This window comes from Rhizobium mongolense USDA 1844 (assembly GCF_000419765.1).
GTDB lineage: Bacteria > Pseudomonadota > Alphaproteobacteria > Rhizobiales > Rhizobiaceae > Rhizobium > Rhizobium mongolense.
Genome location: NZ_ATTQ01000023.1, coordinates 16,493 through 36,084 on the forward strand (window position 1 = coordinate 16,493; position 19,592 = coordinate 36,084).

Annotated in this window: 16 protein-coding genes, 1 tRNA gene and 2 pseudogenes; 9 read left to right on the plus strand and 10 right to left on the minus strand. The window is 60.0% G+C overall.

Features of this window, described 5'->3' with window-relative positions; genetic code table 11:
• Window positions 1-32: 32 nt before the first annotated feature.
• On the minus strand, window positions 33-1,001 hold the full coding sequence (locus A3C3_RS0130320) for a LysR family transcriptional regulator (RefSeq protein ID WP_022718325.1): 969 nt from the start codon (window positions 999-1,001) through the stop codon (window positions 33-35).
• 140 nt (window positions 1,002-1,141) lie between these two features.
• Here A3C3_RS0130320 and A3C3_RS0130325 point away from each other — a divergent pair, with 140 nt between their 5' ends.
• A complete protein-coding gene (locus tag A3C3_RS0130325) occupies window positions 1,142-1,756 on the plus strand; it encodes an FMN-dependent NADH-azoreductase (protein ID WP_022718326.1) in 615 nt (204 codons plus the stop codon).
• 499 nt (window positions 1,757-2,255) lie between these two features.
• Here the strand turns inward: A3C3_RS0130325 and A3C3_RS0130330 are convergent, their stop codons facing one another.
• The 3 genes from A3C3_RS0130330 to ilvA form a co-directional block, all read right to left on the minus strand.
• Window positions 2,256-3,524 carry a GGDEF domain-containing protein gene (locus A3C3_RS0130330; protein WP_022718327.1) on the minus strand — a complete coding sequence of 423 codons (1,269 nt, stop codon included), beginning with the start codon at window positions 3,522-3,524 and terminating at the stop codon, window positions 2,256-2,258.
• Window positions 3,525-3,661: 137 nt separating this feature from the next.
• Complete coding sequence (locus A3C3_RS0130335) at window positions 3,662-3,988, minus strand: HlyU family transcriptional regulator (protein WP_022718328.1); 327 nt, start codon at window positions 3,986-3,988, stop codon at window positions 3,662-3,664.
• 37 nt (window positions 3,989-4,025) lie between these two features.
• Entirely contained in the window at window positions 4,026-5,282 is a 1,257-nt protein-coding gene (gene ilvA, locus A3C3_RS0130340) for a threonine ammonia-lyase (RefSeq protein WP_022718329.1), read from the minus strand.
• A gap of 165 nt (window positions 5,283-5,447) precedes the next feature.
• On the opposite strand from ilvA, the gene A3C3_RS39635 reads away from it, so the two are divergent.
• Window positions 5,448-5,855, plus strand: a complete 408-nt coding sequence (locus A3C3_RS39635) for a VanZ family protein (RefSeq protein ID WP_022718330.1) — start codon at window positions 5,448-5,450, stop codon at window positions 5,853-5,855.
• 30 nt (window positions 5,856-5,885) lie between these two features.
• Window positions 5,886-5,970, plus strand: a tRNA-Leu gene (locus A3C3_RS0130350).
• Between the two features lie 45 nt (window positions 5,971-6,015).
• On the opposite strand, the gene A3C3_RS0130355 is transcribed toward A3C3_RS0130350, so the two are convergent.
• Complete coding sequence (locus A3C3_RS0130355; protein WP_022718331.1) at window positions 6,016-6,282, minus strand: hypothetical protein; 267 nt, start codon at window positions 6,280-6,282, stop codon at window positions 6,016-6,018.
• A 533-nt stretch (window positions 6,283-6,815) separates the two neighbouring features.
• A pseudogene (locus A3C3_RS44110) lies at window positions 6,816-7,055 on the minus strand (NADPH-dependent FMN reductase family protein); the annotation flags it as partial.
• A gap of 223 nt (window positions 7,056-7,278) precedes the next feature.
• On the opposite strand from A3C3_RS44110, the gene A3C3_RS0130365 reads away from it, so the two are divergent.
• The 5 genes from A3C3_RS0130365 (at window position 7,279) to A3C3_RS0130390 (ending at window position 14,802) form a co-directional block, all read left to right on the plus strand.
• Complete coding sequence (locus A3C3_RS0130365; RefSeq protein WP_022718333.1) at window positions 7,279-8,055, plus strand: competence/damage-inducible protein A; 777 nt, start codon at window positions 7,279-7,281, stop codon at window positions 8,053-8,055.
• Window positions 8,056-8,154: 99 nt separating this feature from the next.
• Window positions 8,155-8,997, plus strand: coding sequence for a universal stress protein (locus A3C3_RS0130370; RefSeq protein WP_022718334.1), 843 nt, complete (start codon window positions 8,155-8,157; stop codon window positions 8,995-8,997).
• Window positions 8,998-9,166: 169 nt separating this feature from the next.
• The gene (gene gpt / locus A3C3_RS0130380) at window positions 9,167-9,661 is read left to right on the plus strand and encodes a xanthine phosphoribosyltransferase (protein WP_022718336.1); all 495 of its coding nucleotides are present in this window, start codon (window positions 9,167-9,169) and stop codon (window positions 9,659-9,661) included.
• A gap of 170 nt (window positions 9,662-9,831) precedes the next feature.
• Complete coding sequence (locus tag A3C3_RS0130385) at window positions 9,832-10,422, plus strand: hypothetical protein (RefSeq protein WP_028740135.1); 591 nt, start codon at window positions 9,832-9,834, stop codon at window positions 10,420-10,422.
• Window positions 10,423-11,004: 582 nt separating this feature from the next.
• Window positions 11,005-14,802, plus strand: coding sequence for a vitamin B12-dependent ribonucleotide reductase (locus A3C3_RS0130390; protein WP_028740136.1), 3,798 nt, complete (start codon window positions 11,005-11,007; stop codon window positions 14,800-14,802).
• 597 nt (window positions 14,803-15,399) lie between these two features.
• Here A3C3_RS0130390 and A3C3_RS0130400 read toward each other — a convergent pair.
• Both A3C3_RS0130400 and A3C3_RS0130405 read right to left on the minus strand, forming a co-directional pair.
• Complete coding sequence (locus tag A3C3_RS0130400) at window positions 15,400-16,212, minus strand: alpha/beta hydrolase (protein ID WP_028740137.1); 813 nt, start codon at window positions 16,210-16,212, stop codon at window positions 15,400-15,402.
• Between the two features lie 28 nt (window positions 16,213-16,240).
• Window positions 16,241-16,951 carry a gamma-glutamylcyclotransferase gene (locus A3C3_RS0130405; RefSeq protein ID WP_022718341.1) on the minus strand — a complete coding sequence of 237 codons (711 nt, stop codon included), beginning with the start codon at window positions 16,949-16,951 and terminating at the stop codon, window positions 16,241-16,243.
• Window positions 16,952-17,110: 159 nt separating this feature from the next.
• Between A3C3_RS0130405 and A3C3_RS0130410 the strand changes: the two are divergent.
• A pseudogene (locus tag A3C3_RS0130410) lies at window positions 17,111-17,553 on the plus strand (aldehyde dehydrogenase family protein); the annotation flags it as partial.
• Window positions 17,554-17,804: 251 nt separating this feature from the next.
• Here A3C3_RS0130410 and A3C3_RS39640 read toward each other — a convergent pair.
• The gene (locus A3C3_RS39640; protein ID WP_084797072.1) at window positions 17,805-19,139 is read right to left on the minus strand and encodes a tetratricopeptide repeat protein; all 1,335 of its coding nucleotides are present in this window, start codon (window positions 19,137-19,139) and stop codon (window positions 17,805-17,807) included.
• Window positions 19,064-19,546, minus strand: coding sequence for an adenylate/guanylate cyclase domain-containing protein (locus A3C3_RS44120; protein ID WP_028740139.1), 483 nt, complete (start codon window positions 19,544-19,546; stop codon window positions 19,064-19,066). The genes A3C3_RS39640 and A3C3_RS44120 overlap by 76 nt, the downstream gene beginning before the upstream one ends.
• Window positions 19,547-19,592 lie beyond the last annotated feature (46 nt).

Below are 19,592 nucleotides of genomic sequence, written 5' to 3' on the forward strand. Positions count from 1 at the left end.
TGTGAAAGCCAGGCGAGGCGGCAGCGTCTCGCCTATTCCGCTGCAAGCGGCATTTCCGGTCCGCGAATCTCGTTCAACGCCGCCGTGAAATCGGCGTGGTTGGGGCATTGGGAAAGCCTGGTGCGGAATGCATCGATCATCCATGCCGCAGCTGGGCCCGGCGGATTGGCGAGGCGGCGCATGGCATAGATCGGATACTCGCCTTGCTCATAGGCCTCAAGGTCGAGATGCACGAGTGCGCCGCTCGTCAGGTCGTCACGGATGATCGATGCAGGCAGGCCGCCCCAGCCGAGGCCACCGCGGATCAACGCGTGCTTGGTCGCGATGTCGCTGACACGCCAGGTCTTGTAGGAAAGCACGTTGAAATCGCGGCCTTTCGTCAGTCCGGACGCGTCGGTGACGACGAGCTGTACTTCCTCGCGAACATCGCCAAGCGTCAACGGCCGACCTATCTGCGCCAACGGATGATTGCGCGAGGCCACCGGCATCATGAAGGAATGGCCGATCTTTTCCATCAGCATCGAATCGTCCTGCTTCAGGACGGCTCCGCCGATGCCGATCGTCGCCTTGCCGCTCAGGACGGCCTCCATGACCATGCCAAGCTCGCCGACCGTCAGATTGAGCGCAACGGACGGAAATTGTTCACGGAATTCCCGCAACACGTCAACCGTTGCCGGAGAGGGCACCATGACGCTGATCGCCACAGAGACCTCCGCTTCCAATCCTTCCTTCAGCCCTTTGATGCGGGCGCGCATCACCTGCAGATCGGTCAGCAGGCGGCGCGCATCTTCGAGCATGGCCTTGCCCGCATCCGTGAGCTTCGGCTGGCGGGCGCCGGAGCGCTCAAAAAGCGGCATCTCGAGCTGTGCCTCGAGGTTCGCGATCGTGTAGCTGATCACCGACTGCGCGCGGTTGAGCACGCGCGAGGCGGCGGAGAAGCTACCGGTTTCTGCCACGGTAAGGAACACCTGCAACTGATCCAATGTCGGGTTGGGAAGCATCTTCCATCCAATCTATCGATAATTTCGATCGACATTATCCCAGTTTTTTCGATAGCCGGCCAGACCTATTTTTCCTCTGAACGCGGCTCGAACCTCCCAAGCGAGCTCGCAGCACCCCCAATTCGAGAGGAAATTCTATTATGTCGTCCATCCTGCTCCTGACATCCAGCCCGCGCGCTGAATCGCTTTCGACCAGCATTGCCACCGATCTTGCCGGCAAGCTTCAGGCCCAGAAAGAGGGCAGCGTCATCGTCCGCCGCGACCTCGCCGCCAACCCGCTCCCGCACATCGATGACCTATTTACCGCCGCAATCCGTAAGCCTGCCGAAGACCGCACGGCCCAGGAAGCTGAAGCCGTGAAGACCTCCGACGCGCTCATCGACGAACTTCTCGCCGCCGACACCATCGTCATCGGCACCGGTCTCATCAACTTCAATATCTATTCGTCGCTGAAGACCTGGATCGACAACGTCGCCCGGGCCGGCCGCACCTTCAAGTACACCGAAAGCGGCCCGGTCGGGCTTGCAACCGGCAAGAAGGTCTATGTCGTGCTCGCCTCCGGCGGCGTCTACTCGCAGGGTCCTGCCGCCGGAATGAACCATGCCGTTCCGTACCTGAAGTCGGTTCTGGGCTTCCTCGGCATCACCGATATCGAAACCGTCTATGTCGAAGGCCTCGCCTTCGGTCCGGAAGCCGCAGAAAAGGCGATCGGCGCCGCCAAGGCCCGCGCCGAAGAGATCGCTCTCGCCGCCTAACCGCTTAACATCGCCCCAGAAGCGGCCGGCTCTGTCCGGCCGTTTTTTGTTTCCGCTGCGCCATACCCGGCGAGTCTGACGCTTGATATCCTGTCCGGAAAACCTTTTCCGGCCTGTTGCGGACGTTGTAGTTGCTCGGTTCGAATGACGCGAGGATAATGCGTTGGCAGCCCTCGTCAGCACTGACCAGGCGGTGTCAATCAAGCTTTCCCGTGCTTTCATTTTCCTGTTGGGTGCGCCTGATGAAGTCGAGCATGAGAAGTGGCTGGCGGGTTGCCGGGCGTATGTCCGGACTCCTCTCTTGAACCGTCTGGTGTCTAAGCCGAAGCAAGGTTCCAATGGGCGTCGCAACGGCCGATAGGCACTGCCAGGCCAGCACTGCAGACATAGAACAGCCGCTCGAGCACAATCCGGAAGTAACCGTTCTTCCGCTCATGGCCCATTGCATTCGTCGCAGCTTAATTGGCCGGGCGAGCAGGCTCCGGAACCAAGCGTCAGATCAGCTGACTTTGACCAGACCCGTACGGCCGAAGACGCAATTCCGGCCATTCTTCTTCGCTTGGTAGAGCCGGTCATCTGCAGTAGAGAGAACTGTCATGAAGCTCACGCCATCTTCGTCGGCGGTCGCAACGCCGATGCTGACGGTGACCGGTCTTGCATCTGGTGTCCTGACGCTCGTCGCAATTGTCCATCGGAGCCGTTCTGCGACCAACAAGCCCTCCTCATGGTCCGTGCCCGGGCAGATTGCAACGAATTCTTCGCCACCAAAGCGGAACACCCTGTCTGCAGAACGCAGGATCATCACCAGCCGGGCGGCGATCGACTTCAGCACCTCATCACCCTGCAGATGACCGAAGTTGTCGTTGACGTCCTTGAAGTGGTCGGCATCGATGATGATGACGGTTGTGAACTGCCCTTGCCGCAGGGCTTCCCGCATCATGACCGGTGCTTCGAACTCCATACGCGAGCGGTCGTAGACGCCCGTCAGAATGTCCCTGCCCGTCCGCTCCAGAAGATCGTTGTACCGCTCGCGGAATGTCAGGTCGCCGAACAGATCGCTGAGGGAGCGTGCTGCCGCCGGAACGCCGTTTCGATGAATATAGACCCGGTAGAAGGCAAAGAGCGCGGTATAGATGCACACCGCGAACATCTTTGCCCTCCAGCCGTCCCAGAAGGCTGCAAGCGGTACGTCGAGAAAATAGTGCAAGGCGCCGAAGAAGCCGATCTGGTCGAAGGTCAGAAGTGCGAAGCCGCACAGCATGAAACGAAGGATCACCTTGCGCTTCATCCAATGACCAAGGCGTTCGTACAGCAGAATGATACCGAGCGCATCGAGGTAGAGCAGCGCCGTACCCCAGACCATGAGCCAGCCCATCTCCTTCAGGAAGCTGAAATCGGCGGCGTTGCCGGGTGAAATCTCGACGGTTTCATGCAGCTGCAGAACCCACGCGATCGCGACGGTCAGGAGATTGCCGAGGAACAGGCCGTAGATCGGCTGGCGAACCGTCGAAGCATCCTCCGCCAGGTAGAGCATCAGGATCATCATCAGCTTGCCGGCGAAGAAGACCGACGATCCGGGCGAGGCGACGCCGAAAGGCAGCGACACGTAGAATACGGCGGCGAGATAGGTTTCCATGAAATGCATGACGCCGAGCGCCGTCATGAAAACGCCAAGACCCAGCCGGTGGCGGAAATGCAGCAGGCTCACCATCAGCGCGAAGTAGCCGACGGCTTCCACTACAATTAGACCGAGATTGACAATTGCCATCGCGCTTTCCGCTCTCCAACCGCTCCTTCATAGCGCGATACGGTTAAGAAACGGTCGCATGACGTCAGTGTAACGCGCGGTCTCAGGTATGGCAGCCGCCGCAAAGCCGCCCGGCGAAGGCGATGGGGAGAGAGCGGCTAGACCTGCCGCTCCTTTGCGCCGTCGCCGAAAAGCGAGGGGCCGTGCTGATCGATGATCTGGTGCGCTTTGCGCACCGTGCATTCGATCGCATCGTCCGAAGAGGAGAACATGTCGGCGCGGATGAAATTGCGCACCAAGACCTCGCCGCCGACCGTCTTTTCGATGCGGCCTGCCAGGCGGAACTGGCCGCCTTCCTTGCGCGGCTCAGCGTAGATGGTGCAATCGGCGTAAAGCTGCGGCTCGCCCTTCGGGCCTGCGCTCGCCTCGGCGGATTTGCCGCCACCGGAAAACATCGAGAATATGCTGGAAAAGATCGAAGCCATGTTCCGCCTTTAACACGAGCCGCTCGCGCCCGCAAAGTCAAATGATGAGGTTGGCGAGGATGTCGTTCTCGGTGATGTCCTCGAAGCCCATGCCGGCCTGTTCGAAATTCGAAATCAAGGTGGCGAAGTTCTCCGGCGCCTTGGTTTCGATGCCGATCAGGACCGAGCCGAAGTTGCGCGCCGTCTTCTTCAGGTATTCGAAACGCGCGATGTCGTCGTCAGGCCCCAAAAGATTGAGGAAATCGCGAAGCGCGCCGGGGCGCTGCGGCAGCCGCAGGATGAAGTATTTCTTCAGCCCGGCGTACCGCATCGCGCGCTCCTTGACGTCGGGCAGCCGCTCGAAGTCGAAATTGCCGCCGGAGACGACGGCGACGATCGTCTTGCCGCGAATGGTCTGCGGATCCATCGCCGCGATCGCCGTCAAAGACAAAGCGCCTGCCGGCTCCAGCACGACGCCCTCGACATTGAGCATTTCCGAGATCGTAACGCAGATGGCGTTCTCCGGCATCAGCATGACCTGCGCAGCTGCAAAGCCTTTGAGCGCTGAAAAATTCAGGTCGCCGATGCGGGCAACGGCTGCGCCGTCGACAAAATTGTCGACCTTGGAAAGCGTCACCACTTCGCCGGTCTCTATGCTCCGTTTCAGACTCGGCGCGCCTGCCGGCTCGGCGAAGACAAAGGCGGAATTCGGGACCGAGCCCTTGAGATAGCCCGCGATGCCCGCAGCAAGCCCACCGCCGCCGACCGGCAGGACCAGCATGTCCGGCACCCTACCGTCCGGCAGCTGCTGCATGATTTCGGCTGCGACTGTTGCCTGCCCCTCGATGATGTCCGCATGGTCGAAGGGCGGCACCATGACACCTCCGGCCGCCTCCGCATGGTCGCGGGCGGCCTGATAGCATTGATCGAAAAAATCGCCGTAGAGCTTGATGGAGATGAATTCGGCGCCGAACATGCGCGTCTTGTCGATCTTCTGCTGCGGCGTCGTCACAGGCATGAAGACCACACCCTGAACGCCGAAATGGCGGCAGACATAGGCAAAGCCTTGCGCATGGTTGCCCGCCGATGCGCAGATGAAGAGACGCTCGCCGCCCCCTTCGGCAATCGCCTTGCGGAAGAAATTGAAGGCGCCGCGGATCTTGTAAGAACGGACGGGCGACAGATCCTCCCGCTTTAGCCAGATTTCGGCACCGTAGCGCGCCGAAAGATGGTCGTTGAGCTGCAGTGGCGTTGCCGGAAAGAGGCTACGCAGCGCCTCTTCCGCGCGATCTACATCCTGTCTTGTGACGGTCATCGGTCCATTCCTGTCTCAAGACTTCGCTATGGCACAGGTCAGCTGGCAAAAGAAGTCCGTTTAACCGCCGTGCGGTTCGCTCTGCGGAAGCTTTCGTCATCGCGCTTGGCGGATTGCTGCAGCTCCCCCCGTGCGTTCGCTTTGCAATACTGCTAACGTAACGGGATGATGACTTCCCGTTTTATGCGACCGCTCGCTTGGCTGCTGCTTGCCGCCATCATTTTCGTCACCATTTCGCCGATCGGCCTCAGGCCGCATACGATGACCAGCGTCAACGCCGACCGCGCGCTTGCCTATGCCGTCACCGGCTTCGTTTTCGCGCTCGGCTATCCGAAGCAGTGGAAGCTCGTCGCACTGCTGCTGATCTTCGGCGCACTCGCGATCGAGTTCCTGCAATACCTGTCGCCGACACGTCATGCACGCCTGCACGACGCGGTCATCAAGGCAGCCGGCGCCATGCTCGGCATTCTTACCGGCCGCGCTGCCTACCGGCGCGGGCAGATGAAGCCGAGGATAGAGGCCCTTCCCGCTCCTAAGCCGCAAACCGGTGCCGCCGCCGGTGCTCTTGACTGAATCGCTCCGGTCGTTAATTGAGGATCGCGCGCGGGCGTGGCGAAACTGGTAGACGCAAGGGACTTAAAATCCCTCGGAGAAATCCTTACGGGTTCGATCCCCGTCGCCCGCACCAGCACGCAGCCGTGACGCGAAGCTTTTGCGACGCCGGGCAGTCTGCTCACCATTTCATCCGGGGGAAGTGCCAGTAGTCGGAGCCGGTTCGGCGGGAGATGAGCTTCAGCGTTCCATCCGGCTGAACGACGTATCTTTCGTAGATCCGGTATCCGAACTTGTCCGGAAACTCGTGCTTGACGGTGTAGCCCGCTCGCGCGGGAACGTGGACGACTCTGCCATAGGTGAGGCTGCCGCGGATGGGCTCCGGCGGAGCCGTGTTGCATCCGGCAAGGGTAAGGGCGACCAGCAGGGAAGCAATAACAACGCGCATCAAAATCTCCGGTCCGATTGGCACATAGGACGAATTGCAGGCCGCACAGCCGCGGCGGAAAGAACTATGCGTCTACTGGTCTCACCCCACCATCTTTATCAATCCCAATAAATATGATTTTATGCCGGCGTCTGAAAGGCGGCAGGGCTCGAAGGCGCCTTTGCGGATGCACGAATTACAGTGCCACGGTGCGTGTAAGCTTGTCTTGTGGGAGTAAGACGATGGTTTACGATTGGAGTGGAGAAAGGGCGCGGCGTCTCAAGTTTTACAAAACAGCCGCTGCGTGTTTGTTCGGGAGCATGCTTGCCGGGACCATGTTGCTGGTCATAACCCTGCAGTTTCACGGGTAGCGGGCGGCTTGGGCCGCGCGTGACTGCTGCTTCGGTTAAAATCAACGGAATTGCACGAAAGCCCGGCCTGGCGGCCAACCAATGGCGCAGCGATGAGCCGCGCCTTCTCTACCATTTGATCGGAAAGCGTCTTACCCGAGCTTCGCCGCGATCTTTGCGACGTGCGCGCCCTGGTATTTCGCGGCTACCGAAGCGGGTGCCCGCGCCGACGATAATCGCATCGTAGTCGGCAGTTCGTCGACGGTTGCAACAGGAGCTTTCTGATCGCGTTTGAAGCGGACTTTGCGACCTCTTCCGGAACCAGTTTCGGAAGGCGCTTTACGGCAACTTCCGCGCCCGCGGACTTGGCGCCTTCCGCAACGGCATATGCGATGGTTTTGATATGGCCACGGGCGAATACTAAAGAACAAGAATCTTTGTCATGACGAACTCCGCTGTGGCACGCGTTTGAATGGTTGACCACCCGAAATTCTATCAGCGCGCTTCCGTGAGCATACCCTGCCTGCGCAGAACTTAGCGTTCAATGCATGGAGGCGAAAATTCATTTGCCGATTCCATTTCGCCTTCTGCCGCGACCGGGTGCCGCCATTTGCAAGCCGGGAAAACGGCGCTACCTATAGCAAAGCCCCATCATCGGATATTTCTCATGAGCACTGAAACCGTCATCACCGCCGCCATGCTCGCCATCGGCGATGAGCTTCTGTCCGGCCGGACCAAGGACAAGAACATTGGCCATCTGGCGGATATGCTTCAGCTTTCGGGCATCGATCTCAAGGAGGTGCGGATCGTCGCCGATGACGAGGATGCGATCGTCGATGCCCTGAACGCCCTTCGCTGCAAATATGACTACGTCTTCACCTCGGGCGGCATCGGCCCGACGCATGACGATATCACCGCGGACGCAGTCTCGAAGGCTTTTGGCGTTCCCTGCGACCATGATGCAGCCGCCATGACACTGCTCGGTGACATGTACAAGCGCCGTGAGATGGAGTTCACCGAAGCGCGCAAGCGCATGGCGCGCATGCCGCGCGGGGCAGCACATATCGCCAATCGGGTGTCGACTGCGCCCGGCTTTATCATCGACAATGTCTACGTGATGGCGGGCGTGCCGCAGGTGTTCCAGGCCATGGTCGACAATGTGCTGCCGACGCTTCGCACCGGGCAGCGCGTGCTGTCGCTGGCGATCGCCTGTCCTTATGCCGAAGGCGATATCGGCATGCTGCTCGCCGCCATCCAGAAGGCGCACCCGGACACCAGCATCGGCTCCTATCCGCGCTATGTCGGCCAGAAATTCTCGACGGAGATCGTCGTGCGCGGCCGGTCGCAGGCGACTGTCGATGCGGCGGGCGCTGAGGTTCACGCCATGATCGAGAACATTCGCAGGACCAGGGAGATTGACGAAAACCGGTCCGCCGAAGCTTAGAGCAGCAACACACCGCCCCTCGAGCAACCAAGGAACCGTTCCACCGACAACGCATTTCCTGCTTACGAAACCATTTTCAGCCCGCCGAGGAGAATTGATATGCCTTACAAGACCATACTCGCCATTCTCGATACGGCCGACAACAGCCGTGCGGTCTCCGATTTTGCCTTTGCGCTTGCCGCCGAAAACGATGCCCATGTCATCGGTCTCCACGCCGAAAACATCTCGGCCGTGCCGCTGGTCGCTCCGATGGAAATTCCCGATCCAGTCGCCGTTCAGGCGCTGCAGGACATGGCGCATTCCGAGACCATGGAAGTGGAGCGCATCTTCCGCCAGAAAGCCGAAGCGTCCGGCGCATCGTTCGAATGGCGCAGCTTCGCCACCTCGGCGGGCTACGGCTCGGCGCCGCTGATCGAGAGCGCCCGCAGCGCGGACCTCTTGATCGCCTCGCAAGCGGATCCTTCCAAGCCATCTGACAGCCAGGTCGATATCGACAGCTTTCTTTTCGAAAGCGGTCGTCCGGTCCTGATGATCCCCTATATCTTGCGGCAACCGAAAGCGATCAAACGCGTGATGATTGCCTGGAACGGCTCGAAGGAAGCCGCACGCGCGACATTCGATGCCATGCCAATCCTGAAGGCTGCCGACGAAGTCGAGGTCTTTTCCGTCGATCCGGTGGATTCGGCGATGCAGACGGCGGGCCTGGCGGGAGCGGAAATCGCTGCCACGCTTTCCCGCCATGGCGTGAAGGCGACGCTTGCCGTCGCGGAAGGCACCCACAAGAGCGCCTCGAACGTCATCGAAAACCGCCTCTCCGACAGCAGCATCGATCTCCTGGTGATGGGCGCCTACACCCATTCGCGCCTCTGGCAGATGATCTTCGGCGGCACGACGAAGTCGCTCTTGCAGTCGATGACGGCGCTCACCCTCCTCTCCCGTTGACCAAGCACCGGCGGGACTTGCGTTTTGCCCGCAAATCCCGCTAATTGCGGCAACCGGTGACGGGCTCCGGAACTTCGTTTCGCGCGGGGTTGGGCCCCGCGCGCTTTGCGTTTGACGGATTGCGCTTGGTCGCCGGCGGGTTTTCCATTCATGCCGCGGAGCAGTTTCGATGTCTTTTCCCGATAAAGCCTTTCCCGTTTCGTGGGATCAGTTCCATCGCGATGCCCGCGCGCTTGCCTGGCGCATCGCCGGCCTCAACAAGGAATTCAAGGGCATCGTCTGCATCACCCGCGGCGGCCTGGTTCCTGCGGCAATCATCTGCCGCGAACTCGACATCCGCCTGATCGAAACGGTCTGTGTCGCTTCCTATCATGACTATGTGAACCAGGGGGATATGGTGGTGCTGAAGGGCATTGCGCCGGAACTCAAGGAAAATGGCGGCGAAGATATCCTCGTCATCGACGACCTCACCGATACCGGCAAGACGGCGGTGCAAGTGCGCGCCATGCTGCCCAAGGCGCATTTTGCCTGCGTCTACGCAAAGCCGCTCGGCGTGCCGACGGTCGACACCTTCGTCACGGAGGTCAGCCAGGACACCTGGATCTACTTCCCCTGGGACATGGGCTTCACCTATCAGGAGCCGATCGCCAAGGGTCCGCGCTGACAGCGCCGGGCCGTTCAGGCACGAATAAACTCCACGCGGAATTGTCATCTTAGTAATACTGCAGAGGTATGATGCGAGCCTGGCCTGCACGCGCGCATCCGAGCGCCATGCCAAAGGGCCGGGTCACGGATGGCGCGAGGGCGAAAACGCGCGGAGCAAGGAATAGGGGAATGGCATACCGGGGTTGGGTTAGAGCGGTCGTCGCTTCAGGGCTGGCGATCCCCTCTTTGTTGCCCGTGCCGGCCTTTGCCGAACCCGCTTATGTCGCCGTCGTCCGCGAATATGTGGATACCGTCGTCCGGCCGATGGTCAGCACGCCGATGGTTCTCGCTGCGATCAGAGAGCAGAACGCCAAATTGAGTGACGTCAGCAGCGCGGATATCCAGTTCCTTGATTCGACCTACCGATCCGAAGTGGAAACCGGCGCCCTGCAGATGGTGTCCGCCATTCTATCCACGCCCGTTTCGCGCTACCTGAAAGAAAAACAGGATGCGTCGCAGGGCGTTATCGTCGAGTTCTTCATTACCGACAGGAATGGGCTGAATGTCGGCGAGAGCAGAGTGACGACGGATTTCTGGCAGGCCGACGAAAATAAATATCTGCAGACCTTCGCGCGCGATTCGGACGAGACTTTCGTCGATCGCGCCGAGCGTGACGAGACCACGCAGATTCTCGAGGCGCAGGCCAGCTTCACCATCCGCGACGAGGCTGGAGCGGCGATCGGCATTGCCACCGTGACCGTCGCGCTCGATGCGATATGAGGTCTCCCGAATCGCGATGCTGATCCGGGCCGAAAATGCCATCCTTAGATTTGGATTCGGCTAACTTTTTCTTTTCGTCCTCGCTTTTCAGGTGCCTGAAGCCCGCAAAGCCCTGAAATTCAAGGCCTCCAGGCTTTTCCCCAGTCTTCACAGGGCCGTCCACAATATGTTGTGGTGAACGCTTCGTTAAAAACCACCCCTTGACGGAATCGCCCATTTCTCACTTAATGGTTTCCGATGTTGCGGCGGCAGCTGGACCGGGTTTAACGAGGCCGGTTCTCTTCAAAATTCGAGCGTGGAATCAGGGTGTTGCATCCATGATGGATGGCAGCCATGAGGGGACTTCTGCGCGTTTTTTGACCTCCAAAAAAGTGACATCCGGGGCTGGCGATAATAAGCTGTTAATACTATATTTAGTGTTTGCAGCCACCATCACCACAAGATACAGGAAAGACATCTCCGGATGACGCTCCTGTGACGGTACGGAAACGAGAACTGGCTGCGCATCTTCCGGCGCTGCCGGATGAGGAAACTTGCGCCCTGGTCAACGGGGATGGGGCGCGCAAACAGAGGTGCAAGGACATGCGCATAGAACGCCGTTTCACAAAGGCAGGCCAGAGCGCTTACGCGGACATCGAATTCCGCAAGGCGACGAGCGAGATCAAGAACCCCGACGGTTCGATCGTCTTCCGCCTTGAGAACATCGACGTTCCCGCGCAGTTCTCCCAAGTCGCGGCCGACATCCTTGCCCAGAAATATTTCCGCAAGGCCGGCGTTCCGGCAAAGCTGAAGAAGATCGAGGAAAACGACGTTCCCTCCTTCCTGTGGCGTTCGGTTGCGGATGAGGCCGCCCTCAAGGAGCTGCCGAAGGACCAGCAGTACGGCTCCGAAACCGATGCGCGCCAGGTCTTTGACCGTCTGGCCGGCACCTGGACCTACTGGGGCTGGAAGGGCGGCTACTTCTCGTCCGAGGAAGATGCCTCTGCCTTTCGCGACGAACTCGCCTACATGCTCGCCACCCAACGCGTCGCCCCGAACTCCCCGCAGTGGTTCAACACCGGCATGCACTGGGCCTACGGCATTGACGGCCCCGGCCAGGGCCACTTCTATGTCGACCCCTTCACCGGCAAGCTGACGAAGTCCAAGTCGGCCTACGAGCATCCCCAGCCGCATGCCTGCTTCATCCAGTCGGTCGAGGACGATCTCGTCAACGAAGGCGGGATCATGGACCTCTGGGTTCGCGAGGCCCGCCTCTTCAAGTACGGCTCCGGCACCGGCTCCAACTTCTCATATCTGCGCGGCGAAGGCGAAAAGCTTTCCGGCGGCGGCCGCTCCTCCGGCCTGATGAGCTTCCTGAAGATCGGCGACCGCGCGGCGGGCGCCATTAAGTCGGGCGGCACGACGCGCCGTGCGGCCAAGATGGTCGTCGTCGACATCGATCATCCGGATATCGAGGAATACATCAACTGGAAGGTCAAGGAAGAGCAGAAGGTCGCAGCCCTCGTCACCGGTTCGAAGATCGTCGCCAAGCACCTGAAGGCGATCATGAAGGCCTGCTTCAATTGCGAAGGCGGCGCCGATGCGGATTGCTTCGACCCGACCAAGAACCCTGCCCTCAAGCGCGAAATCCGCGCCGCCAAGAAGGACCAGGTTCCGGAAAATTATGTGAGCCGCGTCATCCAGTTCGCCCGCCAGGGCTACAAGGACATGGAGTTCAAGACCTATGACACGGACTGGGATAGTGAAGCCTACCTCACCGTTTCCGGCCAGAACTCCAACAACTCGGTCTCGATCCGCGACGACTTCCTGCGCGCCGTCGAAGCCGATGGCGACTGGAACCTGACGGCCCGCAAGGACGGTAAGGTCATGAAGACGCTGAAGGCCCGCGACCTCTGGGAGACGATCTCCTACGCCGCCTGGGCATCGGCCGATCCGGGCCTGCACTTCAACACGACGATGAACGACTGGCACACCAGCCCGGCCGCCGGCCCGATCCGCGCCTCCAACCCGTGCTCGGAATACATGTTCCTCGACGACACGGCCTGCAACCTTGCCTCGCTGAACCTCATGCAGTTTAAGGATGCGGCGACAAAGCGCATCAACATCGCCGATTACGAGCATGCCGTGCGTCTGTGGAGCGTCGTGCTCGAAATTTCCGTGATGATGGCGCAGTTCCCGTCGCGCCGCATTGCCGAGCTCTCCTACGAATACCGCACGATCGGTCTCGGCTATGCCAATATCGGCGGCCTGCTGATGTCGTCCGGCATTCCTTATGACAGCGACGAAGCTCGCGCCATCGCAGGCTCCCTGACGGCTATCATGACCGGCATTTCCTACGCCACCTCGGCGGAAATGGCCGCCGAACTCGGCCCGTTCCCAATGTTTGCGCCTAACCGCGAGAACATGCTGCGCGTCATCCGCAACCATCGCCGCGCCGCCTATGGCGAGACGTCCGGTTATGAAGGCCTGTCGATCAACCCGGTCGCCCTCATCCACGCCGAAAACCCGGACCAGGATCTCGCCGCGCACGCCAAGAGCGCTTGGGACAAGGCACTGGAACTCGGCGAAAAGCACGGCTACCGCAACGCCCAGGCAACCGTGATTGCGCCGACCGGCACGATCGGCCTCGTCATGGATTGCGACACGACCGGCATCGAGCCCGACTTCGCGCTCGTCAAGTTCAAGAAGCTTGCCGGCGGCGGTTACTTCAAGATCATCAACCGTGCCGTACCGGAAGCGCTGCGCACGCTCGGCTACTCCGAAAGCCAGATTGCCGAGATCGAAGCCTACGCCGTCGGCCACGGCAATCTGAACCAGGCGCCCGCCATCAACCCTTCGACGCTGAAGGCCAGGGGCTTTACCGACGAGAAGGTCGAGGCCGTCAACGCGGCGCTGAAGTCCGCCTTCGACATCAAGTTCGTATTCAACCAGTGGACGCTTGGGCTCGACTTCCTGAAGAGCACGCTGAAGGTCTCCGACGAGCAGCTTGCCGATATGAGCTTCAACCTGCTCGACCACATGGGCTTCTCGAAGAAGGACATCGAGGCTGCAAACATCCATGTTTGCGGTGCGATGACCCTGGAAGGCGCTCCGTTCCTCAAGAACGAGCACCTCGCCGTCTTCGATTGCGCCAATCCCTGCGGCAAGATCGGCAAGCGTTATCTCTCGGTCGAAAGCCACATCCGCATGATGGCGGCTGCCCAGCCCTTCATCTCGGGTGCGATCTCCAAGACCATCAACATGCCGAACGATGCAACCGTCGACGATTGCAAGAGCGCCTACATGCTCTCCTGGAAGCTCGGCCTCAAGGCCAACGCGCTTTACCGCGACGGCTCGAAGCTGTCGCAGCCGCTGAACGCTTCGCTGATCGAGGACGAAGGCGACGAGGACGCGATGGAGGAACTGCTGGCCCAGCCAGCAGCCGCCCAGGCCGTCACCGTCACCGAGAAGATCATCGAGCGGGTAATCGAGAAGGTCGTGCGCAGCCAGGAAAAGCTGCCGGGCCGCCGCAAGGGCTACACGCAGAAGGCAAAGATCGGCGGTCACACGATCTTCCTGCGCACCGGCGAATATGACGACGGCCGCCTCGGCGAGATCTTCCTCGACATGAACAAGGAGGGTTCGGCCCTTCGTGCCTTCATCAACAACTTCGCGATCTCGGTCTCGCTCGGCCTGCAATACGGCGTGCCGCTCGAGGAATATGTTGATGCCTTCACCTTCACGAAGTTCGAGCCGGCGGGCATCGTCACCGGCAACGACGCGATCAAGAATGCGACGTCGATCCTCGACTACGTGTTCCGCGAACTCGCCATCTCCTATCTCGGCCGCCACGATCTGGCGCATGTCGATACGTCCGACTTCAACAACACGGCGCTCGGCCGCGGCGTGTCGGAAGGCAAGGCGGACGTCGTCTCCAAGGGCCTGACTCGCGGCTATAAGCCGACGCTGGTTTCCGGAACCGCGACCGAGCGCCCGGCATCGGAGATCAAGGGTGCTGCAACCGCCGCCCCTGTTCGCGCCTCCTCGGGTGCGACGATCACGGCGATTGCCGGCAACACCGTGCGCAAGCTCGAAGCCGTCGCCTCCTCCTCCGAAGTCGTCGCCTTCAAGCGCGATTACGAAGAACGCGCCAAGGAACTGGCGGAGGAAATCGCCGAAGAGATCGCTGAGGAATCCAGCACGCTCTTCACCGACGCCGCCGCTGCCGACGCAGCCTCTGCCAAGACCGAAGCCAAGAAGGTCGAAGCCGAACGCCGCGCCCGCTCCATCATGCAGGGCTACACGGGCAACATGTGCACCGAGTGCCAGAACTTCACGATGGTACGGAATGGGACCTGCGAGAAATGCGATACGTGTGGCGCGACGAGCGGATGCAGCTGATTTCTGTGAATATCTGATGCTTGTTGAATGACATGACTTTGTCGTTTTGACATGAACTGGGTTGCAAACGGCCCTCACGGCTCACTCCAGGCGTTTCGACGCCTGGAGATGCTTTTCCAGAACAAACCGTGATCATATTTTGTGAGATGGGAGCACTTGCGGACGCAGCGCGTCGTCCGAAAACTCGACCCACTCGTCCTCGTTCTCGGGCAGGCACATGAAAATAGGTACGGCCGGGTACGGCGCCCTGCGAGCTTGTTGTAGGCCTTGGATTTCATGCTCCGGTGGACGTCTTCTCCGACGAATTTCCGTTGCTTCGAACACGTGAGCTGAAAGTCGATCGCGTGTCCCGCTTTGATGAGGTTCTGCTTGCCCGACGCCGCATCGATTTCGACCCTGGCGATCAGATCGAACTGACCGTCGAATCCATAGACGAATTCGACTTTCATGCTGAACCAATACACGGGCGGCCGACGACAGCGCCTGGACGTAGGCACGGCTCAGTCCTTCCTGCGCGTGGTTTTTCGTAAGCAAGATTCCCCGTCCGCCCGCTATGCGATCGGCGGCATGTTCGGTCGAATTCAAATGGCCACAGGTCTAGGGGACGTCTCTTCTCAGCGTCTCGATGAAGCGGATCACGTCGCCCACCATGCTGTCGTTAAAAATGTCGTTGTGACCCGAGCCGTCGTAGATCAGCATTCGCTTGGGTTCGGGAGCGATGCGGTATAACGCCTCGCCCGAAGATAAGGGAATGCTGTCGTCACGTCGACCGTGGATGAACAGCTTCGGTTGTCTCACCTTCGCGATCTTGAGGTCTGAACGGAAGGGATCCTTGATAAGAAGCGCAACCGGAAAGAACGGATAATGCGTCTGCGCCACTGACAGAACCGACAGGTATGGGGACACCAGAATGACGCCGAGGGCCGGCCTCTGCCCGGCCGTATTCACTGCGACGCCGGTGCCAAGCGACCGGCCCAGCACAATGATCTTGCTTTTGGAGCGTACTGAAAGCCAGTCAAACGCGGCGATGCCGTCGGTCAGCAGCCCTTTCTCGCTCGGCGAGCCCGTCGATTCCGGATAGCCCCGGTAGGAAATGGCCAGCATTCCAACGCCTCGTGCGGCCAGCGCCCGCGCGAGAAAGCCGTAATTGTCGACGAGGTCACCGTTTCCGAAAAAGAGCAGCACGCAGGGTTTGTCGAATTCGCCCTGGCTGTAAAGTCCATGAAGCGCCTCTCCGTCGGGCGTCTGGATAGATACGTTCTCACCCCAGCGCGCACGCTCTGGACTAGGTGTGGCGCTGGCACCGGGAAAGAGGAGAGCACGCTGAGAAAAATACACCAAGCCTACAAGGGCCAAGTAGACGAAAGCCGCCATCAGCGGCAGGATCAGTAGCAGTCTTGTGGCGCTCACGGCAGCATGTCCCCGCGTGCCCTTCATTTCATTCGGCCCAAGGCGCCACACCATGCATCGGGCTGATCCGCTCCGCAACCAGAGCCTGCAAGCGCCAGAGGTTGCGGTCGCGGATGCCTTGCTCTTCGAGATGCGCCACTGTGTTGTGGAGATACTCGGCGCCGGAACCCCAGTGACCGCAAGCTTCCGCCAGCACGTCGGCGACCTCCTCAGGTGGCCGTCTGCCCGTGTAGAAGCGCGACTGCCGGTTCATCACGAAGGCGATGGCGCGCAGCGATCCCTTATCCGTTTCGACAGTGACCCAGCGTGGAATGTTGTTGGGCGGCTTCACCGTGATCTCACGCCGCACCAGCTTGTCCAACTGACTTTCCAGATCCTCCGGTGGCAGTCTGAAGACGACGCCCCGACATTGACCGCCCCGGTCGAGCGACATCATCAGTCCCGGCTTGTGCTTGGTGCCCCGGAACCGCTCGATCCGAAAGCAGAAGGAGCGGTGCCACCCTCGGGCCGTAGCGCGGCGTGCCTCCACATGGACGAGCTCAGGTTTCCAGATCAGGGAGCCGTAGGCAAAGAGCCAGGCGTCCCGCCCGCCAGGATGCGAGGCCAGCAGGCCCCGCACGATGGTCTTATAGTCTTGGTCGGCGTGGTAGGACCAAGTTGGGTCCGGACCAGGATCCTCCAAGATGCGATGAACCTGAGCCAGATGCTCTGGTGTGAGCGCCATTTGACGGGTTCGCATTAGATCATCCCGCTAAAGTGACTGTTGCTGACAAATGATACTTCCAAGCAAAGCCCGTGTCGCGAGTTAATGCTTCGTCAGTAAGCATAAGCATCTTTCACCTCCAGATTCACGATGAAGGTTACTCTCGAACTCAAGTTGGATTGAGGTCAATAGGGGGCGATCGCGAAAATTCAGGATCATGTCGACGACGCGACGGCCAACGGTGTGGCCATAGTGGTCGATGGCAAGCTACGGTCCGGTCTATTCTATGAACCCACGGTCCTTCGCGACGCCACAGTTGCAATGAAGATCGCCAGGGAGGAGACCTTCGGTCCGGTTGCCCCGCTGTTCCGGTTTTCGACTGAAGATCAGGCTGTTGCAATGTCGAACGATACCCCGTTCGGTCTGGCATCCTATCTCTTCACGCGCGACATCTCACGCGCCTTCAGAGTGGCCGAAGCCCTTGAATTCGGAATGGTTGAATCAATCCTGGCTCGGTCTCGACAACTGCGGCGCCGTTCGGAGGCATCAAAGGGTCCGGTCTCGGCCGCGAGGGCTCTCACCATGGCCTTGAAGAATTCCTTGAGCTGAAGATGCTTCACCTCGGGGAGATGGAGTGAACGGGGATGGATCAACGACTTCCCCGCCTGATTACGAGGACCGGCCGAAATTGACAGCAAGAGGCCAGCTTGTCGCGGCGGTAGCGTTTGCGGCCTTCTGCCTCTCTGCAATTGCATTCATCGTGTGGCTTCAGTCATAGCCGCCTCGACTAAAGTTCAGTCCCCACAAGCATCCTATCGGGGGACTAATCGCGTGTGAGACAATGGTAGGCTTGCCGCAACGGCTCCTGCCGCTATTCGGTAGCAACCATTCAATCCGGCAATCCGGCCATGCGATAGCCTTCGACGAAGCGCTGGACTATCTCCATGTCGCGAGCGGGTTGTGCAACGGCCCAGTGAGAAATCCTGAAATTTGGCGTCGACGCCATAAAAAGAGCTGCCTCACGCATCGCCTCGTCTCCGCGTCCGAGCTGGGCAAGGCTAGCCGCCAGTATGCGGCGCGAGGCGCTGCGATAGGTTGCCTCCATGCGCAAAATCTTGACGGCTTCTTCATATTGGCCCGCCGCATAGTGAGCGAGCCCAAGCTCCCAATAATACCACCCTGCGGGATGCGGATTTAATCGAAGCGCCCTCTGGGTCAGTTCGATCGCTTCCGATGCGCGGCCAGCGTACGCCGCAAGCTCCGACCACATGACCAAGGCATCCGCATGATTTGGTTCCAGCGTGAAGGCGGCTGCGAACTCTTCATCAGACTCGGGCCAGCGCTTTTCATAGGCCAACAAATATCCGAGTATCCAACGACCGGCAGCGTCGTTCTCGTCCAATGCTACCGCCTTGCGGGCTAGTTCGACGGCTCTCGATCGGTTCTCTTCCGTCACGTCGATGCTGTGTGCCCACAATTGCCAATAAACAAAGGCCAGCCAGCGAAATGCCTCCGCATATTCGGGGTCGATCGACACTGCCTGGTTCAACAGGATCCGAGCCTCTCGGATCGCGTCTGGAAAGCTGGTGAACGCTGTGATTAGACTTCGCCCACGAACACAGATGTCATAAGCCTCCAGGCTCTTCGGGCGATTGCGTGCCGGTAACGACGCCAGCCGTCCGACAAGCGCCTCGACGATCTTATTTGTGACTTCGTCCTGAACGCCGAAGATGTCTTCGAGGTTTCGGTCGAAGCGTTCGGCCCAGAGGTGATCTCCGCCAACGGCGTCGATGAGCTGAACGTTGATGCGCACGCGACCCGCGGCGCGGCGGGCACTGCCCTCCAGGAGGTAGCGGACGCCCAAATCGCGTGCAATCAATCGAACGTCGACCGATTTTCCCTTGTAGGCAAAGGTCGAATGGCGCGCGATAACAAACAGGCCGGGATTTCTTGAAAGGTCGGTAATCAGGTCTTCGGTCAACCCGTCGGTGAAAACGTTCTGCTCGGCTTCCCCGCTCAAGTTGGTGAACGGCAACACGGCGATTGATGGCTTGGCAGGCAGCGGAAGCGCCGCTTGTCCTTCTCGACCCGTCGTGGCGGCGGGTTCATAGAGTACGCGATAGACATGAACCGGTTCGGCGATGTTTTTCAGAGATTTCGGTCCAAGATCGTCGAAGTCAAGTGCAAGCTTGCGTTTGACTTGATCACGGATGCCCGCCGACACGTAGATATCACCCGGCTCGGCCAGACTTTGTAGCCGTGCGGCGATGTTGAGCCGTCGCCATAGAGATCGCTGCCGTCTACGACGACATCGCCGAGATTGATCCCGATTCGCAAGAGGATACGGCGCGCCTCCGACAGGGCAGCATTTGAATCCTCCATCTTCCGCTGCAACTCGATCGCTCCGGACATGGCGTTGACCGCGCTTGGGAACTCCAGGAGAACCCCGTCTCCCATCACTTTGACGATGCGGCCGCCATGCGCGCGCACGATAGGCTGGAGAATTTTGGTCCGGCGCTCCTTCAGCACCGCCAGCGTCGCAACCTCGTCCTCCTCCATCAAACGCGAGTAGCCAACGACGTCCGCGACGACGATTGCTGCAAGACGGCGCTGGACGCGTTCTTCGGCCATTTGGGCAATTATACCCGAGGAGGTGGAACTGCGCCTATCGTATTTC

Coding starts and splice junctions, on each gene's coding strand:
- A3C3_RS0130320 (WP_022718325.1), bottom strand. CDS start 1,001: ATGCTTCCCAACCCGACATTGGATCAGTTGCAGGTGTTCCTTACCGTG.
- A3C3_RS0130330 (WP_022718327.1), bottom strand. CDS start 3,524: ATGGCAATTGTCAATCTCGGTCTAATTGTAGTGGAAGCCGTCGGCTAC.
- gpt (WP_022718336.1), top strand. CDS start 9,167: ATGTCTTTTCCCGATAAAGCCTTTCCCGTTTCGTGGGATCAGTTCCAT.
- A3C3_RS0130365 (WP_022718333.1), top strand. CDS start 7,279: ATGAGCACTGAAACCGTCATCACCGCCGCCATGCTCGCCATCGGCGAT.
- ilvA (WP_022718329.1), bottom strand. CDS start 5,282: ATGACCGTCACAAGACAGGATGTAGATCGCGCGGAAGAGGCGCTGCGT.
- A3C3_RS39635 (WP_022718330.1), top strand. CDS start 5,448: ATGATGACTTCCCGTTTTATGCGACCGCTCGCTTGGCTGCTGCTTGCC.
- A3C3_RS44120 (WP_028740139.1), bottom strand. CDS start 19,546: ATGGCCGAAGAACGCGTCCAGCGCCGTCTTGCAGCAATCGTCGTCGCG.
- A3C3_RS0130335 (WP_022718328.1), bottom strand. CDS start 3,988: ATGGCTTCGATCTTTTCCAGCATATTCTCGATGTTTTCCGGTGGCGGC.
- A3C3_RS0130385 (WP_028740135.1), top strand. CDS start 9,832: ATGGCATACCGGGGTTGGGTTAGAGCGGTCGTCGCTTCAGGGCTGGCG.
- A3C3_RS0130405 (WP_022718341.1), bottom strand. CDS start 16,951: ATGCGAACCCGTCAAATGGCGCTCACACCAGAGCATCTGGCTCAGGTT.
- A3C3_RS0130325 (WP_022718326.1), top strand. CDS start 1,142: ATGTCGTCCATCCTGCTCCTGACATCCAGCCCGCGCGCTGAATCGCTT.
- A3C3_RS0130355 (WP_022718331.1), bottom strand. CDS start 6,282: ATGCGCGTTGTTATTGCTTCCCTGCTGGTCGCCCTTACCCTTGCCGGA.
- A3C3_RS0130390 (WP_028740136.1), top strand. CDS start 11,005: ATGCGCATAGAACGCCGTTTCACAAAGGCAGGCCAGAGCGCTTACGCG.
- A3C3_RS0130370 (WP_022718334.1), top strand. CDS start 8,155: ATGCCTTACAAGACCATACTCGCCATTCTCGATACGGCCGACAACAGC.